15 protein-coding genes are annotated in these 16,095 nt (G+C 54.0%); 4 read left to right on the top strand and 11 right to left on the bottom strand.

Features of this window, described 5'->3' with window-relative positions:
• Positions 1-10: 10 nt before the first annotated feature.
• Positions 11-1,186, bottom strand: coding sequence for a formate-dependent phosphoribosylglycinamide formyltransferase (purT, locus tag SIL79_RS01810; protein ID WP_039033164.1), 1,176 nt, complete (start codon positions 1,184-1,186; stop codon positions 11-13).
• 184 nt (positions 1,187-1,370) lie between these two features.
• On the opposite strand from purT, the gene SIL79_RS01805 reads away from it, so the two are divergent.
• A complete protein-coding gene (locus SIL79_RS01805; RefSeq protein ID WP_162206798.1) occupies positions 1,371-2,837 on the top strand; it encodes an AAA family ATPase in 1,467 nt (488 codons plus the stop codon).
• Here the strand turns inward: SIL79_RS01805 and SIL79_RS01800 are convergent.
• Complete coding sequence (locus tag SIL79_RS01800) at positions 2,828-3,355, bottom strand: DUF4136 domain-containing protein (protein WP_162206797.1); 528 nt, start codon at positions 3,353-3,355, stop codon at positions 2,828-2,830. The two genes, SIL79_RS01805 and SIL79_RS01800, sit on opposite strands and share 10 nt — an antisense overlap.
• Before the next feature lie 150 nt (positions 3,356-3,505).
• On the opposite strand from SIL79_RS01800, the gene SIL79_RS01795 reads away from it, so the two are divergent.
• Complete coding sequence (locus SIL79_RS01795) at positions 3,506-3,817, top strand: DUF1289 domain-containing protein (RefSeq protein ID WP_039033167.1); 312 nt, start codon at positions 3,506-3,508, stop codon at positions 3,815-3,817.
• Here SIL79_RS01795 and SIL79_RS01790 read toward each other — a convergent pair.
• Genes SIL79_RS01790 through SIL79_RS01775 form a run of 4 tightly spaced genes read right to left on the bottom strand, consistent with a single transcriptional unit; the run spans position 3,804 to position 6,994 of the window.
• On the bottom strand, positions 3,804-5,081 hold the full coding sequence (locus tag SIL79_RS01790) for an ATP-binding protein (RefSeq protein WP_039033168.1): 1,278 nt from the start codon (positions 5,079-5,081) through the stop codon (positions 3,804-3,806). The genes SIL79_RS01795 and SIL79_RS01790 overlap by 14 nt on opposite strands.
• A 19-nt stretch (positions 5,082-5,100) precedes the next feature.
• On the bottom strand, positions 5,101-5,814 hold the full coding sequence (locus SIL79_RS01785; RefSeq protein WP_039033169.1) for a response regulator: 714 nt from the start codon (positions 5,812-5,814) through the stop codon (positions 5,101-5,103).
• The gene (locus SIL79_RS01780; protein WP_039033170.1) at positions 5,814-6,233 is read right to left on the bottom strand and encodes a DUF3019 domain-containing protein; all 420 of its coding nucleotides are present in this window, start codon (positions 6,231-6,233) and stop codon (positions 5,814-5,816) included. Before SIL79_RS01780 ends, SIL79_RS01785 begins: the two co-directional genes overlap by 1 nt.
• A gap of 5 nt (positions 6,234-6,238) precedes the next feature.
• Positions 6,239-6,994: a MipA/OmpV family protein gene (locus tag SIL79_RS01775; RefSeq protein ID WP_233962693.1), complete on the bottom strand. Its 756-nt coding sequence runs from the start codon at positions 6,992-6,994 to the stop codon at positions 6,239-6,241.
• Between the two features lie 320 nt (positions 6,995-7,314).
• Between SIL79_RS01775 and SIL79_RS01770 the strand changes: the two genes are divergently transcribed.
• Together SIL79_RS01770 and SIL79_RS01765 are read left to right on the top strand one after the other, a co-directional pair.
• Positions 7,315-8,490, top strand: coding sequence for an acyl-CoA dehydrogenase (locus SIL79_RS01770; RefSeq protein ID WP_071475827.1), 1,176 nt, complete (start codon positions 7,315-7,317; stop codon positions 8,488-8,490).
• A gap of 13 nt (positions 8,491-8,503) precedes the next feature.
• Positions 8,504-9,037 (top strand): GNAT family N-acetyltransferase, encoded by a 534-nt coding sequence (locus SIL79_RS01765; protein WP_233962694.1) that lies wholly within the window; start codon positions 8,504-8,506, stop codon positions 9,035-9,037.
• A 139-nt stretch (positions 9,038-9,176) separates the two neighbouring features.
• On the opposite strand, the gene SIL79_RS01760 is transcribed toward SIL79_RS01765, so the two are convergent.
• The 5 genes from SIL79_RS01760 to SIL79_RS01740 form a co-directional block, all read right to left on the bottom strand.
• A complete protein-coding gene (locus tag SIL79_RS01760) occupies positions 9,177-10,136 on the bottom strand; it encodes a TerC family protein (protein ID WP_039033201.1) in 960 nt (319 codons plus the stop codon).
• Positions 10,137-10,466: 330 nt separating this feature from the next.
• Positions 10,467-13,346: a valine--tRNA ligase gene (locus tag SIL79_RS01755; protein WP_039033173.1), complete on the bottom strand. Its 2,880-nt coding sequence runs from the start codon at positions 13,344-13,346 to the stop codon at positions 10,467-10,469.
• A 15-nt stretch (positions 13,347-13,361) separates the two neighbouring features.
• The gene (locus tag SIL79_RS01750; protein ID WP_039033202.1) at positions 13,362-13,826 is read right to left on the bottom strand and encodes a DNA polymerase III subunit chi; all 465 of its coding nucleotides are present in this window, start codon (positions 13,824-13,826) and stop codon (positions 13,362-13,364) included.
• Positions 13,827-14,327: 501 nt separating this feature from the next.
• Entirely contained in the window at positions 14,328-15,365 is a 1,038-nt protein-coding gene (locus tag SIL79_RS01745) for an NADP-dependent oxidoreductase (RefSeq protein WP_039033203.1), read from the bottom strand.
• A gap of 92 nt (positions 15,366-15,457) precedes the next feature.
• Positions 15,458-16,063 (bottom strand): TetR/AcrR family transcriptional regulator, encoded by a 606-nt coding sequence (locus tag SIL79_RS01740; protein WP_039033204.1) that lies wholly within the window; start codon positions 16,061-16,063, stop codon positions 15,458-15,460.
• Positions 16,064-16,095: the final 32 nt, after the last annotated feature.

The raw sequence follows: 16,095 nt of genomic DNA, 5'->3' as shown, positions 1-16,095 counted from the left end.
GCGGCTTCTTTTAAAAAATTACTTCTACTTTGGCGGCGCTGCGTAGCGCCTTGTCTATGGCACTTTGGATATCCAGATCCCTTGCCAGGGCAACTCCCAGACGGCGGCGACCATGGATCTCCGGCTTGCCGAACAGTCGCAGCTGGGTGTCGGCTTCGCTCAGCGCTGCTGCAAGGCCCGTGTAGCGCAGGTTGTTTGAGTCGCCTTCTTTGAGCACCACAGCCGAAGCGCTGGGGCCGTGCTGGCGGATATTGGCGATCGGCAATCCAAGAATGGCACGCACGTGCAGGGCAAACTCGGACAGATCCTGGCTTATCAGGGTCACCATGCCGGTGTCGTGGGGCCGGGGCGAGACTTCAGAGAAGTAGACTTCATCGCCCTTGATAAAGAGTTCTACCCCAAACAAACCATGGCCGCCGAGCGCCTCAACCACTTTGGCGCCTATCTGTTGCGCCTTTTCCAGGGCCACTTGGCTCATGGCCTGTGGCTGCCAGGATTCGCGGTAGTCACCGTCTTCCTGCCTGTGGCCTATAGGCGCACAGAAATGAATGCCGTTGACTGCACTTATGGTGAGCAGGGTGATTTCGTAGTCGAAAGGCACAAAGCCTTCGACTATCACCCGGCCTTGCCCGGCGCGGCCACCTTGCTGAGCATACTCCCAGGCCGCGGCTATCTGAGCTTGTTCGCGGATCACGCTCTGGCCCTTGCCCGATGAGCTCATCACAGGCTTGACCACGCAGGGCAAACCTATTTTGGCCACCGCCTGATTGAATTCTGCTTCAGTGTCACAAAAGACGTAGGGCGAGGTGGGGATCCCCAACGTCTCTGCCGCCAGACGGCGAATGCCTTCTCTGTCCATGGTCAACTGGGTGGCTCTGGCGGTGGGTACCACCTTCAGGCCTTCGGCCTCCATTTGCGCCAGCGTCGCTGTGGCTATGGCTTCGATTTCCGGAATGACCAGATGGGGTTTTTCCAGCTCGATGACGGCGCGCAGCGCCTCGGGATCGAGCATGTTGACCACATGAAAACGATGGCTGACCTGCATGGCCGGGGCATTGGGGTAGCGGTCGACGCCGATGACTTCGACGCCCAGGCGCTGCAGTTCAATCGCAACTTCTTTGCCCAGTTCGCCGCAGCCGAGCAGCATGGCGCGCACGGCGCCTTGGCTAAGGGGAGTGCCTAACATAGTGTGGGTACCTTTGGTTATTGTAGCTGCCTGTGGCAGCGGATTTTTTTGCTAGTTTACCCTTTGGTAATCGACTTGGGCGGAAGGCTTGATAAATTGTGCGCTGGATCACTGCTTGCGTTGCTGTGGCGAATGTTGGAATTTTGTTATTCTTAAGTCCGTTATTATCGTGCGGGAAGCCAGAATGCAGGATGTCAAAGACTTAACCGGGGTGCTCAGGGGCGGTACGCCCTTGGTGATAATTGAAACGTATGAGGAGCCCAGGGTATTGGAACTGCTCAAACGAGTGGCCGGTGTGCTGATGCAGCCCCTGTATGGCTGGAGTGTTACCCAGGGGCTCAAGCGGCTGGACAGGGAAGTTGGGGTGCAGAAATTCAATGCCGAACCGACCGATATTCTGGCGCACATCAAGGCCAGCCAGCAGCAGGGGATCTATGTGCTTTGTGACTTTCACCCTTATGTGGTTGAGGCGCCGCGTAACGTGAGAATGATCAAGGAGATTGCCCTTGAGCACGAAACCTTGCAGCACACCCTGGTGATGGTCAGCCACGCCTTTGATGTTCCCCCTGAACTGAGCCGTTACTGCGCTCATTTCTCCCTTTCCATGCCAGGGCAGGCCCAGCTGGAAAACCTCATCATAGAGGAAGCGCGCCTGGCCCGAGCCAAAGGGGCCTTGAATCGTCTCGATGAAGCCGTGATCCCACTGCTTGCCGGTAATCTTCGCGGTCTGAGCCATGCCGATGCCCGCCGTCTTGCCCGTAAGGCCATCTGGGATGATGGCGCCTTGTGTCACTCGGATATTCCCGTGGTCAACAAGGCCAAGTTTGCGCTTTTGGATATGGAAGGTGTGCTGCAATTTGAGTACGACACCTGTGACTTTGCCGATGTTGCCGGGCTGTCCAGACTCAAGGAGTGGCTGAATCACAGGCGCCTTGGCAGCGATGCGCAAGCATTCGATACGCCCAAGGGCGTGATGCTGCTCGGGGTGCAGGGTAGCGGCAAGAGCCTGGCGGCCAAGGCGGTGGCCGGGATCTGGCAGCGGCCTTTACTGCGCCTGGATATGGCCGGACTCTACAATAAGTACATAGGCGAGACGGAGCGCAACCTCAAGAAAGCGCTGGAGATGGCGGAATTGATGGCGCCCTGCGTACTCTGGATAGATGAAATTGAAAAGGGGCTGGGCAGCAGTAACAGCGATGAAGGCACCTCGAAGCGGATCCTCGGCACCCTGCTGACCTGGATGGCAGAGCGCAAGTCCGAAGTCTTTATGGTGGCGACCGCCAATGATATCAGCGCGCTGCCTCCCGAGCTGCTGCGTAAGGGACGCCTGGATGAGATATTTTTTGTCGACCTGCCGGACAGCTCCACCCGGGAGGAGATCTTCCGTATCCACTGCCGTAAGCGCAATATCGATCCGGCCGCGCTGGAATTGGCGAGTCTGGCAAGCGCCAGTGAAGGTTTCTCCGGCGCCGAGATAGAGCAGGCGGTTATTTCCGCCCGTTATGCTGCGAGGGCAGCTAGGCAGGAGGCCAATCAGGCCTGGCTGCTCGATGCCCTGAGTCGGACCCGCCCCTTATCTGTGGTGATGGCCGAAAAGCTCAACGCTTTGCGTCAATGGGCCAACGGCCGCACTGTGATGGCTCACGGTTGAGGCGGAAACTGGCTCAGGATCCGTATCACGGTTTCCCGAGTTGCCTCTGCCTTACCTTCACCGCCATCGCTGAAGCTGAACTGATCGCTGCCGCGCCAGATGAGGCGGTTGCTACTCGCTTCTATGATATCGATTTGTATGGTTTGGAGTTTGGCATCGGCGCCCAAGGGCACACCCACACTGGTGCCTACGCCAATGCCGCCGCCAGAGCCCCAGGTGCCGCTGCCAAGGCCGATGGAGAGGCCTGAGTCTTTCGGCTTATCTGTAGTGCGAAAGGCAAAGGAAACCTTGAAGTCCGCTGACTCAGTGACTTCAGTAAATTGTTTGCTTTTCAGCGTGTCGACAATTGCCTGATTGATCCGCTCGGCGCTCAGGGGATCATCACTGCTGGAAATCGGCAGGGGGGTGAACTTTTGTAGCTTGGCGAAGCTGTATCCTGGGTCGTAGTCCTGTTTCGGCTGCTGGGCGCAGGCCGTCAGCAGCAGGGGTAACAGCAGCAAAAGTGTCCTGAATGTCATCGCTTGTCCTCCGTGAAAGGATATACCTTACCCTGTGACTTTGTGCCAAAGCGGCCGTTAGTGCAAGAAGCGGATAAAAAATCGCCTTTTTAAGAATGAGATGATATACCTAAGGTTTACCCATCAGATAGAGCCTGCATTTACGCCCCTATGGAACAACTGGTCTTTTTTGATATCCCCAGCCCCTGTATCGGTGTCTGCCAGACAGATGCCAAGGGCTATTGCAAAGGTTGTTTCCGTAACCGTGAAGAGAGGTTTGATTGGCTCAATTTTTCCAACGCCCGCAAGTTGGATGTTATTCGCCTGTGCAAGGCGCGTAAACGGCGTTGGCAACTGGCGCAAATAAAGGCGCGCAGGGCGCAGCTAAAGGTGGAAGAGCTGCAGTTGAATCACAGCCTGGACTTTGATGCCAAAGACGACGCAGACGAGCCTCTGGACTTCAGTGATTTCAGTCTCGATTGAGTTCACGCTTGGGCAGGCTGATGCAAAAACGGGTTTCCCCGGGGCGGCTGAATAGCAGGATTTCCCCATGATGGCGTTCGGCTATACGCTTGATTATTGCCAGCCCCAGCCCAAAGCCTTTATTGTTGTTGCGTGAGGTATCGCTGCGGACAAAGGGCTCGAATATCTTGCGTTGTTCCTCTTCGGGGATCCCTTCACCATCGTCTTTAACCTCAATAGTCACCCTGTCTTTTTCATCACTCAGAGTCACCTGAATTTGGCTTTCGGCAAAGCGCTGGGCATTGGTGAGCAGGTTTTGCAGTGCTCTTTCAATCAAGGCCGGTTCACAGGTGAAGGGCAGTTTGGCGACGGAACTATCCAGGGTTATTGGAATCGGGCTCAGGCTCTGCAGTCTGTCTATCACCTGGCGGCAGAGGGCGGTGAGATCGCAGCTCTCCTGTCTCAGCCCTGTTTGGGCCGACTCCAGGCTGGCGTAGGTGAGCATCTCCTGCAGCAAGGATTCCATCTCTTTGACATCTTCTGTCATGCCGGCAATAAAGTCGGCTCTGGCGGTTTCATCGGCTCCTTTACGGCAATAGTTGGGGATCAGCGCCAGGGCGAACTTGAGCCTGGCCAGCGGCGTGCGGATCTCGTGGGATACAGCATTGGCCAGGTGTCGTTGGTTGTCGATAAGAGCACCGATATGCCGTGCCATCTCATTGAAAGTGTGCGCCAGGGGCTTTACCTGAGAGCGGGGCGACAGCTTGATACGGGTATCCCATTTGGCTTGTCCGAGGGCTTCAGTTGCTTGTTTGAGCACTTTAAGATCTCTCGATAGCGGCCAGACCCAAACCAAGGCCACACCGGCCAGCGACAGATAGAAAAACAGGGTGAATAGGCCACGCAGTCTGGCTCTGGGATCTGTGTCTATCGGGCCTGTCATCAGCACCTGTTGGTCCAGGCGGATAAACTGCATCTGTCTACCTGAGTTGGTCAGGGTAGTGAAGACTTCACCGGGAGCTAACTCGCCATCATCGGCCAGGGTGATCTTGTCGGCACTGAACAGACGCAATGGATAGGTGGCATTGACATTGGCGGTGGCGATCGCCTGTTGCCGCTGTTCTGGGCTCATGGGCTTCAAGATGGCTGCCATGGCCATAAGTGGCGCATCGGCCAAGAGTTCCGCCTCGTCATCGTGTTGCTGCCAAAGGGCGTCTAGGGTCCATCCCAGCCCGAGAAAGCTCAGGCTGATCAGTAGATACAAACTGATGAAGAGGCGTTTCACGCGGTAACCTATTTGGGGATTAGCTGTTCCAGGCTTCGGGGGCAAATAGATATCCCTGGCCCCAAACCGTCTTGATCCTGAATGGCGTTTCTATGTTATCGCCCAGTTTTTTACGCAGGCGGGAGATACGTACGTCTATCTTACGATCCTTGCCATCGAAGTCGATATTCAGCAGGCACTGATAGATATATTGGCGGCTCAGTACTTGGCCGGCCTGGGATGCCAGCAGCCACAGGAGTTCAAATTCGTGACTGGTGAGATCCACCTCTTTATCGCCCAGACGAATTGCCTGGGTGTGAGGATCTATGCTCAGCTTGCCAAAGCTCAGGCAGTGAGATTCTGCCATAGGTGGCTTGGTATGACGTCTCAGCAGATTGTTGATCCGCGCGACCAGGAGTGCCGGGTCAACCGGTTTAACCACATAGTCATCGGCTCCCAGTTCCAGGCCTTTGATTTGATCTTCATTGGAGCCAAGTGCGCTCATCAGCAGGATAGGGCCGGCAAAGTAATCCGGCAGTTTTTCGCACAGCGACAGTCCATCCATGCCTGGTAGCATGATGTCCAGCAAGATAATATCAGGTTTGTAGTTGAGCAGTCGGGTCAAAACTGTGTCACCGCGGCGCTCAACTTCTACATGCATGCCATGGGACTTGAGATAATCCACAATAAGGTTGGCAAGACGAATGTCGTCTTCTACCAATAAAACTCGGTGAGTCGATTGCGCTGAGGTCATCAGAATAAACTCCAAGGGTTGCGATATCTGCGCCTGACATTGGTGTCAGATACGGGGGTCGTTCTAAAGTAAACGCCGGCTAAGGTTTGCCATGTGTCTTTATCTACCATGACAAAATGAATGTCCTCACTGGTTGTGAGCCGGAATGTGAGGCTGTGCACATCTTCAGTTTCACTGCACCAACGTTGTAACCCTTCATAATCAGAAAGGATACAAACCGCACCATTTGTATTAGTCCAGCTTAAACTGACATCAAGCGAACAGGTGTCCTCTTCACTCTTGAGAATACAGAGCTGAGGTGTGATAGCCAGCTTGATTTCTTGATTGTTATTATCTGGGTCAGCCTGCACCTTGGTTGCAAATATCATTGACAACATCAGCAGCAGGAACAGCCAACGCCAGCTGTTTGCTATGCGCACCTTGTTTAAAACCTATAGGCAGCACCAATGAAAAAAGCCCTGACATCATCTTCATCCAGCAGAGGGCTCTTGGCTATTTCATCGGCAAGTTTGGTATAACGCAGTCCCAATATAAGATCCCAGTCCTCGTTGAGGCTATAACGGCCGGTAAACTCCAGCCCGCGGTTAAAGCCTGAACTCCCCTGGTAAGCCTGACTCCAATAGGCATTCTCGCTTGGTCTTACGCCAAAGTAATAATCGACTATTTCTTTACTCTTCCACTCTATATTCAGGGCGAACTCAAGTTTCCAGCGTTCCAAATTCAGCTGATACAACCACCTGGCTTTGGCCTCAGTGCCCTGGTGAACATTGAACATATCATGAGTAAGCGAAAGATTCAGTATACCGTATTGAGTGTAAAAAAAAGCCTCGGCTCCGCCAAGAAATGTAAAGTGTCTGTCTTCCAATTCATTAAATACTTTTGGTGGTTCATTGGCTTGCATTAACATCATGGGTGCCGCGCGACTCTCGGTGGCCTTGGAGATCTGAGAGCTGCCACCGAAAGTAAATACATTACTGGGGTCCCAGCGATAGAAAAAAGCCCGCTCTTTGCTGTAGGCCGTCACCAGATTAATGGTGTAGTTTTCCGACTCGGCCAGGGTTAGTCCCAGATTACCGTTATCAAAAAACCAGTTTTTACCATAGTAGGCAATACTGGGAATGACATAGAGGGGAATATCGTCCTGCTGGCGTAAGGGGTTGGTTTTTTGACCGTAACCCAAGGCCAGTCCTAGATCCCATTTATCAATAGGGATGCATTCTGTCTCTTTGCAATAGGGATGTGCCCAGGCATTGAGAGACAAGAGGCCGATTATGAATAAGCAGAGCCGTACAGACATTGAATACCGAAAATATTACTAAAAGCTATGACCAAGAATAGTGCTGAAGACTAACATTTGTGCGGCGCAAATTCAGAGATTTCTTTCATGAAAGTAGCAATTTGATACAGACGTAATCTTTGTTTGGCGGAGGTTTCAGCGCTGGGCAGAAATCCGGGACTGAGTTAGCATGATGAAAATCAGCTGAAAAAAAGGACAAAGCTATGGCCCGTAACCCCTTCGATTGGCAAGATCCCTTGCAGTTTGACAGCCTGTTGCTGCCGGAAGAAAGGATGATCCGCGATACTGTGCATGAATATGCCCAAAGCAAATTGCAACCCAGGATCCTGCAGGCAAATCGCGAGCAATACTTTGATCCCGAGATCATGACAGAGCTCGGTGCTCTGGGGTTACTCGGGGCGACTCTGCCGACTGAATATGGCGGCGCCGGGGTCAACTATGTCAGCTATGGCCTGATTGCCCGTGAGATAGAGCGGGTCGACAGTGGTTATCGTTCCGCCATGAGTGTGCAGTCCTCTTTGGTGATGCATCCGATTTTTGCCTACGGCAGTGAAGAGCAGAAACAGAAATATCTGCCAAGGCTGGCCCGGGGTGAACTGATTGGCTGTTTTGGGCTGACCGAGCCGGATGTAGGTTCAGATCCCGGCGGTATGAAGACTCGCGCCGAAGCCATCCCCGGAGGGTATCGGCTCCATGGCAACAAGATGTGGATCACCAATTCACCGATTGCCGATCTCTTCCTGGTTTGGGCCAAGCTTGATGGGGTCATTCGTGGCTTTTTAGTGGAAAAGGGCACCCCTGGGCTGTCGGCGCCCAAGATAGAGGGCAAGTTTTCTCTCAGGGCTTCGATAACCGGCGAAATCGTGCTGGACGGAGTTGAAGTGGGTGTCGATGCTCTGCTGCCCAATGTCGAGGGGCTCAAGGGGCCCTTTGGTTGTCTCAACAAGGCCAGATACGGCATCGCCTGGGGCGCCTTGGGCGCGGCCGAGTTTTGCTGGCACGCCGCGCGGCAATACAGTCTGGACCGAGTCCAGTTCGGCAGACCATTGGCGGCCAATCAGCTAATCCAGAAAAAGCTGGTGGATATGCAAACAGATATCACCACGGCGCTGTTTGCCTGCTTGCAGGCCGGTCGCTTGCTGGATCAGGACAGTTTGGCTATCGAGGCCATCTCGCTAATCAAGCGTAACTCCTGCGGCAAGGCGCTGGAAATTGCTCGCCAGGCCAGGGACATTCATGGTGGTAATGGTATCAGTGACGAGTTTCATGTCATCCGGCATCTGATGAACCTGGAAGCGGTCAATACCTATGAGGGGACCCATGATATTCATGCCTTGATCCTGGGACGGGCCCAGACAGGCTTGGCGGCTTTTAGTTAAGGAGAACAACAGAGTGCAGGTAACAGAGTTTGAACCCAAGGTGAGTCAGTCACAACAAGAGGTAGTGGTGCGCCACAGCGAGCACACGGATATTCCGGCAATACGGGCGCTATTTACTCAGCCCAGCTGTTATGCCGGCACCTTGCAGCAGCCCTTTCCGTCACTCGAAAAGTGGTATAAGCGCCTGGGCGAACTGCCGGATGGTTATTATTCGCTGGTTGCAGAGTGGCAAGGGGAGGTGGCAGGTCAGCTCTCCTTGCAGGTGCAAACCAACCCCAGACGTAAGCATGTGGCCGACCTGGGGATGGCGGTGAGTGAAGAGTGCCGCGGTATCGGCGTGGGTTCTGCGCTGCTGGCGGCCGCAGTGGATTTGGCCCATAACTGGTTGGCGGTGAGACGCCTTGAGCTGACGGTTTATACCGACAATCACGCCGCTATAACGCTCTACAAACGCCATGGCTTTGTGATTGAGGGCGAGGCGCGGGACTATGCTTTTCGCGATGGCGAGTATGTGGATGTGTTTTTCATGGCCAACATCCGCGAATGATTACTCAAACATCAAGAACAGATAGACCACAAACAACACCAGGTGAGTCGCCCCGTGCAGCGCATGGGTGCGACCACTACACTCAGGATCATTTTTCATTATCTTGTGCCCCCTTCGAGTGACGGACAAAAGACAGGTATTATGCCTGTGGCTGCTTCCCCTTATCCCGGGTCAGCCACAGACTGCCCAGTATGCTGACCAGTAGAATAATCGCGATGACCGCCAGTGCCAGCATGATAGGTAGATGATAGATATCCAGTAGAAGCATCTTGATACCGATAAACATCAGGATCAGCGCCAGGCCATATTTGAGCAGTACAAAACGTTCGGCGGCGCCCGCCAACAGAAAGTACATGGCCCTGAGGCCCATGATGGCGAAGATGTTGGACGTCAGTACGATAAAGGGATCTGTGGTGACCGCGAAGATGGCCGGGATACTGTCCACCGCGAAGATGATGTCGCTGATCTCCACAGCGATCAACGCCAGCAGCAGGGGGGTGGCAAATAATACGCCGTGGCGACGCACCACAAAATGCTCACCTTGAAGATTTTTCACCACCCTCAGGTGTTTTCTGAGCCAGCCGAGCAGCTTGTTGTTGGAGAGGTCGGTTTCATTATCTTCCTTGGTAAACAGCATCTTGACGCCGGTAAACAGCAGAAATGCCCCGAAAAGATACAGCACCCAATGGAACTGATTAATCAGCCAGGTGCCGCCAAATACCATGGCGGTACGCATCACTATGGCGCCCAGTACTCCGTAGAGCAGCACCCGTCTTTGCAGTTCGGCGGGGATAGCGAAATAGCTAAACAGCATCAGCCAGACAAACACATTGTCCACGGCCAGGGCTTTCTCGATGAGGTAGGCGGTGAGAAACTCCAGCCCTTGTTGATTGGCGACTTCGAGACCTGCGGTCTGTTTCAGGTAGAACCAAATCCCTAAGTTGAACAGCATGGCGACGCTTATCCATACCAGGGTCCAGATCCCCGCCTCTTTGATAGAGACTTTATGGCTGTGACCACCGCCGACAAACTTAAGGTCTATCCAAAGGATCCCCAGTACTATTACCAGAAATCCGCTCCATAACCACCAGGTACCCATTTCATTTTCTCCAAATACAACAAAGCCTGCCACCGACGGCAGGCCAGCTGAAGGAGCGCGGATCTTGCCTGTCGGCAAGGTCTCACTTACAAAGCACAGCTCAGTGGCTTTGCCCGGTTGCCGGGTGCGCAAACACCGTAATGACGACAAGCCGGCGAGAAGTTACTCCCCTTGGAATATTCTTCAATCTAACAATATGTTGTTCCGATAGCCAGACTTAGCTGATGAAATTATCTGAATTCGGGGGCCATTTGGAGTCGAGGGCAAGCGAATAGTAAAAAAGGGCAGTCGATTGACTGCCCTTGGGTTTTATGGCTCTTGGGTTAACCGTTAGGCTTCCAGTTTGGCCAGCTCGGCTTGTTGCTCTTTGAGCTTGTCCATATCGCGCTTGAGATCAGCCATCTTGCTGCGCTCTTTGTCGATAACGGCTGCCGGGGCTTTGGCGACAAAGCCTTCATTGGACAGCTTGCCTTCAATGCGGGCCACTTCGCCACTCAGCTTCTCCAGCTGTTTGTCGATACGGGCCATTTCGGCCGCTACGTCGATAAGCCCTGCCATAGGGATCAACAGTTCCATCTCGCCTACCAGTTGGGTGGTGGACATGGGCGCGTTGTCGCCATCGGCCAAAATCGTCATGCTTTCCAGCTTAGCCAGGGTAGTGAAGAAGGTTTGGTTGGCCTCTACACGGGCCTTGTCGCGAACACTGACACTGCGCAGCAAGGCGTTGAGCGGCTTGGACGGAGCTATGTTCAGCTCGGCGCGGATGTTACGCACGGCAACAATCACTTGCTTGACCCATTCCAAGTCGGCCATGGCCTCGGTATCGACTTTGTCGGCCTGATACTCAGGGAAGGCGGCCAGCATCAAGGTTTCACCTTCTACACCGGCAAGTGGTTTGACACGGTGCCAGATGGTTTCAGTGATGTATGGCATCAATGGGTGCATCAGGCGCAACAGCTGCTCGAGTACAGTCACCAGAGTATGACGGGTGCCACGCTGCTCGGCTTCAGAGCCGTTTTGCAGCACAGGCTTGGTCAGCTCAAGATACCAGTCACAGAACTGGTTCCAGGTGAATTCGTACAGGGTATTGGCGGCCAGGTCGAAACGATAGGCGCCCATATGCTCTTCGAAGGTCTTGACCGTTTGGTTGAACAGACCTGTGATCCAGCGATCCGCCAGCGACAGCTGCATCTCACCGCCGGCCTTGCCGTTAGGTGAGTTGGGGCCGCAATCCTGATCTTCCGTGTTCATCAGTACATAGCGGGAAGCATTCCACAGCTTGTTACAGAAGCTGCGGTAACCGTCCAGGCGCTTCATGTCCCAGTTGATGTCACGGCCGGTGGATGCCATGGCAGCCAGGGTAAAGCGTAGCGCATCGGTACCGTGGGCTTCGATGCCGTCGGCAAACTCCTTGCGGGTGCTCTTTTCAATCTTGGCGGCCAGTTGCGGCTGCATCATGTTGCCGGTGCGCTTGCCAACCAGAGACTCGAGATCTATGCCATCGATCATATCCAGAGGATCCAGCACATTGCCCTTGGACTTGGACATCTTGTTGCCTTGCTCATCACGGATAAGCCCGGTCACATAGACAGTCTTGAAGGGTACCTGAGGTGTGCCGTCTTCATCCTTGATGAAGTGCATGGTCATCATGATCATCCGGGCTACCCAGAAGAAGATGATGTCGAAACCTGTCACCAGCACGTCTGTGGGGTGGAAGGTTTTCAGCTCAGGAGTCTGCTGTGGCCAGCCCAGGGTTGAGAAGGTCCACAGGGCAGAGGAGAACCAGGTATCCAGTACATCATCGTCCTGACGCAGAGCAATATCGCTTGCCAAGTTGTGCTTGGCGCGTACTTCGGCTTCGTTACGGCCGACATAGACCTTACCGCTGTTGTCATACCAGGCCGGAATGCGGTGACCCCACCACAGCTGGCGCGAAATACACCAGTCCTGAATGTCACGCATCCAGGAGAAGTACATGTTCTCGTATTGCTGAGGTACAAACTTGATATCGCCGTTTTCCACCGCTTCTATGGCTGTCTTGGCCAGTGGTTTGACAGACACATACCATTGGTCGGTCAGCAGCGGTTCAATCACCACGCCGCTGCGGTCGCCATAAGGCACTTTCAGGCCGTGGGGCTCGATTTTTTCCAAAAGACCCAGGGTCTCGAATTCGGCGACAACGGCATCGCGGGCCTTGAATCTGTCCATACCGGCATAACGGCTTGGCAAAGAGGCGTCCAATTCGGTGTTGAGGCTACCGTCGACATTCACTACTTCGGCCACAGTGCGGATGGCGGCATCCTGGGTAAGGATGTTGAACATAGGCAGATTGTGACGCTTGCCGACTTCATAGTCATTGAAGTCGTGGGCCGGAGTGATCTTCACGCAGCCGGTACCGAACTCCATATCTACATAGTCATCGGCCACCACAGGAATACGGCGGTTAACGATTGGCAGAATGATCTCTTTGCCAATCAGGGATTGATAACGCTCATCGTCAGGGTGCACGGCAACGGCACTGTCACCCAGCATGGTTTCCGGACGTGTGGTGGCGACAATCAGATAGTCTTTACCGTCGGCGGTCAGGGCGCCATCGGCGAGTGGATAGCGGAAATGCCACATGTGGCCCTGCTTTTCCTTGTTTTCCACTTCCAGATCGGAAATTGCAGTGTGCAGCTTGGGATCCCAGTTAACCAGGCGCTTACCGCGATAGATGAGGTCATCTTCATAGAGGCGAACAAACACTTCCTGCACGGCTTCCGACAGGCCTTCGTCCATGGTGAAACGCTCACGGTCCCAGTCTACCGAGGCGCCCAGGCGACGCATCTGGCGGGTAATGGTGCCACCGGACTGGTTCTTCCATTCCCATACCTTGTCCATAAAGGCTTCACGGCCCAGGTCGTGGCGGCTCTTGCCTTCTTCGGCGGCGACTTTGCGCTCCACCAACATCTGGGTGGCGATACCGGCATGGTCGGTACCCACTTGCCAGAGGGTATTCTTGCCTTTCATCCGCTGGTAACGGATCAGGGTGTCCATAATGGTATCCTGAAAGGCGTGTCCCATATGCAGGCTGCCGGTGACATTCGGCGGCGGGATCATGATGCAATAGTTGCCCTGGGACTCGTCACCGTGGGGCTTGAAGTAACCTTTCTCTTCCCATACACGGTAGAGCGCTTGTTCAATAGACTGCGGATTGTATGTTTTTTCCATGGGAACTGTCGTTTCTCAAACAAAATTAAGTGGTTGTGTTGCCAAATCCTGGGTGCTGAGCGTGACTCCCAGATTACGATACTGGCGGTATCTGTCCCTGGCCAGGGCCTTGTGTTGCTCATCACCGGCAACAAAATCTATGATCCTGCCAAAGTTTACCGCAAATGCCGGGGCTTCTGTGGCCAGATTGATCAGTATCGGGCGGCGTTGGTTGGGCCCCAGCTTGTCAAAGCCGATTTCAACCGGTGCACCGGCGGCAGGGCCTTCCCCTTTAAGGTTATGGGGCACGAAAGCACTGGGTTCAAACTGCCAAAGCAGTTCATCAATCCCATGGGCCTGCGCCTGATCCTCACAGTGAATATAGAGCCATTCACCCTTGGCATAATGCTGCCCGGCCAACTGACAGGCAAGCAGTTGCAACTGCTCGGCGCTTGGTTGCTGTGCTGCATTTGGCAGCAGATAAAAAGTTGCCTTGCTCATCGCCTGCATCTCACCCCTGCACAGAACACTGGTAGCCATTTGACATAAGAGGAGGATTTTACACCTTTTGGCCAAAGGTTGAAATGGTCAGCGCCATCCCGATAAGGCTCTTGAGCTATTAGCTAATAAGTCATACGTGCATAAAATGGATCAAGATTCAGTTTGGCGTTGTCTTGCTGCCAACCATATTGAGCTGCTGTTTGATGTTAAGCGTGAGGTGATTTTAAGGAAACCTAAGGAAGGCGCTAACAAGTCCCATGTGTGCTCTGCGTCGGCCTACAGGCCTGAATGCAAGATTCAAATTAAAGGAAGTGCCCGGATTGTCTTTGAATCCCGGTTTAAGCTGGAGCCAAGGCTTTGTTAAAGATGGCGTGAATAGCCTGAATTAAGCCGTTAAAATTGGCGGCCCTCTTGGCGTTTATGCTTAAGAGGGCCGCAGGTCTTGCTTTGCTGGTTACCGAATGGCCGCAGCAATCAATCTAGTGCAGCCATCAGTTTTTATCACAGCGGCTCGGCAACCTTGATCACCAGCTTGCCGAAGTTTTTACCTTCAAGCAGGCCGATAAAGGCTTGTGGGGCCTGCTCCAGCCCTTCGACCAGTTGCTCCTTGTATTGAATTTTGCCCTGAGATACCCAGGCATCCATATCCTTGGCGAACTCTTCATATCTGTGGCCATAATCGTCAATAATGATAAAGCCCTGCATCTTGATCCGCTTCACCAGAATGGTGCTCATCAGCAGTGACAGGCGATCCGGACCGGCCGGCAACTCAGTGGCGTTATATTGAGACACCAAACCACATACGGGGACTCTGGCGCTGGTATTCAGCAGGGGCAATACGGCATCAAACACCTTGCCGCCGACGTTCTCGAAATAGATGTCTATTCCCTGGTCGCAGACTCGGGCCAACTGCTCGGCGAAGTCCTCTGCCTTGTGATCCAGACACTCATCGAAACCCAGTACTTCTTTGGCGTGGCGACATTTCTCAGCGCCGCCGGCAATACCTATGACCCGGCAGCCCTTGAGTTTGCCTATCTGACCTACGGTTGCGCCAACCGGTCCGGTCGCGGCGGCAACCACCAGAGTTTCTCCCGCTTTGGGCTGGCCAATATCCAGCAGTCCCATATAGGCGGTGAAACCCGGCATACCCAAGACTCCGAGGGCGTATGAAGGGGCAGCAGGCGCTTTGCCGAGTTTCAACAATCCTTCACCGTCTGAAAGGGCATAGTTTTGCCAGCCGGTGTAGGCGAGCACCCACTCACCGACTTCAAAGTCAGGATGACGGGACTCTTCTACCTGGCAAACTGTGCCGCCGACCATGATATCGTTCACGGCTACCGGCTCGGCATAGGATTCTGCATCACTCATGCGGCCGCGCATGTATGGATCCAGCGACAGGTAGATGGTGCGCAGCAACACCTGGCCGTCGTTTGCCACCGGCTTGCTGCTGCTTTCCAGACGGAAGTTTTCTGCGTTGGGAGCGCCGCTCGGGCGAGAGGCCAGCACAATGCGCTGATGTGGGGTTTGATTGGCAGTCATAATAGGCTCCATTGGGTTTTATTGCTTGATTAGACCGGTCGTCTAGTGCTCGGTTAAAAAAATCCCGCCACCTGTGTGGCGGGGAGTATCTGTTATTGGCCGCTGTTGTCCAGCCTGCCTGCGAGTATGCTGTCAGTGGTTTGCATCGCCAGGTTGAGGGCGTTTTTATCCTGGGTCAGCTTGCTCATCAGGCTGGCTCCCAGCCAGAGGTTGTAAAGTAGCTGCGCCGTCTGTTCACTGTTGCCGACCTTGACAGAGCCATCCCGGTTTCCGGCTTCGATGCATTCGGCAATGGTGGCAATGATCCGCTTGGCGCCTTGCAGCAGCGCCATACGCATAGGTTCAGAGAGATCGGCTACTTCGGCGCTCAGCTTCACCACCAAGCATTTTTGTGCGCCGCAGACATCGGCGTCGCAATCCAGCCAGAGTTGCCAGTAGCTTTGCAGCCGCTGCAGCGCCGGAGTGCGTTCATGGCCCAAAAGTGCCTGCAGCTTATTCTGATAATCGTTGAAATAGTCCTTTATCAGGGCTTCGCCGAACTGCTCCTTGGATTTGAAGTAGTGGTAGAAGGAGCCCTTGGGGACTTCTGCATGTTGCAGCAGTTGTGACAGGCCAACATTGGAAAAGCCTTTGGTTACGACGAGCTGGTAACCCGTGTCCAGTATGTGTTGGCGTGTGCTTTGTGTCTGTGTGTTCATGGCGGCCAGTATAATCACCATTAGACCAGTCG

Source organism: Shewanella indica (assembly GCF_033842865.1).
Taxonomy (GTDB): domain Bacteria; phylum Pseudomonadota; class Gammaproteobacteria; order Enterobacterales; family Shewanellaceae; genus Shewanella; species Shewanella indica.
This window is presented reverse-complemented; position numbering and strand designations above follow the sequence as displayed.

Excerpts from the sequence above, each read along its gene's own strand:
- purT (WP_039033164.1), bottom strand. The coding sequence starts at position 1,186 with ATGTTAGGCACTCCCCTTAGCCAAGGCGCCGTGCGCGCCATGCTGCTC.
- SIL79_RS01805 (WP_162206798.1), top strand. The coding sequence starts at position 1,371 with ATGCAGGATGTCAAAGACTTAACCGGGGTGCTCAGGGGCGGTACGCCC.
- SIL79_RS01800 (WP_162206797.1), bottom strand. The coding sequence starts at position 3,355 with ATGACATTCAGGACACTTTTGCTGCTGTTACCCCTGCTGCTGACGGCC.
- SIL79_RS01795 (WP_039033167.1), top strand. The coding sequence starts at position 3,506 with ATGGAACAACTGGTCTTTTTTGATATCCCCAGCCCCTGTATCGGTGTC.
- SIL79_RS01785 (WP_039033169.1), bottom strand. The coding sequence starts at position 5,814 with ATGACCTCAGCGCAATCGACTCACCGAGTTTTATTGGTAGAAGACGAC.
- SIL79_RS01770 (WP_071475827.1), top strand. The coding sequence starts at position 7,315 with ATGGCCCGTAACCCCTTCGATTGGCAAGATCCCTTGCAGTTTGACAGC.
- SIL79_RS01760 (WP_039033201.1), bottom strand. The coding sequence starts at position 10,136 with ATGGGTACCTGGTGGTTATGGAGCGGATTTCTGGTAATAGTACTGGGG.
- SIL79_RS01755 (WP_039033173.1), bottom strand. The coding sequence starts at position 13,346 with ATGGAAAAAACATACAATCCGCAGTCTATTGAACAAGCGCTCTACCGT.
- SIL79_RS01750 (WP_039033202.1), bottom strand. The coding sequence starts at position 13,826 with ATGAGCAAGGCAACTTTTTATCTGCTGCCAAATGCAGCACAGCAACCA.
- SIL79_RS01745 (WP_039033203.1), bottom strand. The coding sequence starts at position 15,365 with ATGACTGCCAATCAAACCCCACATCAGCGCATTGTGCTGGCCTCTCGC.
- SIL79_RS01740 (WP_039033204.1), bottom strand. The coding sequence starts at position 16,063 with ATGAACACACAGACACAAAGCACACGCCAACACATACTGGACACGGGT.